1 pseudogene is annotated in these 245 nt (G+C 42.4%); it reads left to right on the top strand.

Annotated features, from left to right (window positions below):
* Positions 1 to 245 (top strand): annotated as a pseudogene (locus tag AAEY93_RS20985) (HlyD family secretion protein); the annotation flags it as partial.

Below are 245 nucleotides of genomic sequence, written 5' to 3'. Positions count from 1 at the left end.
ATACGCAAGTGCGTGCTTTAAGTGATGGTGTAGTGGCTAATTTACAGTTACTTGAGGGTTCCTATGCTGTTGCGGGTAAGCCATTACTTGCTATTGTGGCAAGAAAAGCAGATTTAGTGGCTGATTTTCGTGAAAAGTCACTATTAAATATGCAGCCAGGCAGTTTAGCAAAAGTAGTGTTTGACAGCCGACCTGGTGAAGTATTCGACGCTAAAATTGAAACCTTCGAAGCAGGTGTTAGTGAC

It is taken from the genome of Shewanella sp. CAL98-MNA-CIBAN-0140 (genome assembly GCF_040309905.1).
GTDB classification, from domain to species: domain Bacteria; phylum Pseudomonadota; class Gammaproteobacteria; order Enterobacterales; family Shewanellaceae; genus Shewanella; species Shewanella psychromarinicola.
The sequence above is the reverse complement of the archived record's forward strand: the minus strand, read 5'-3'. Positions and strand labels throughout refer to the sequence as shown.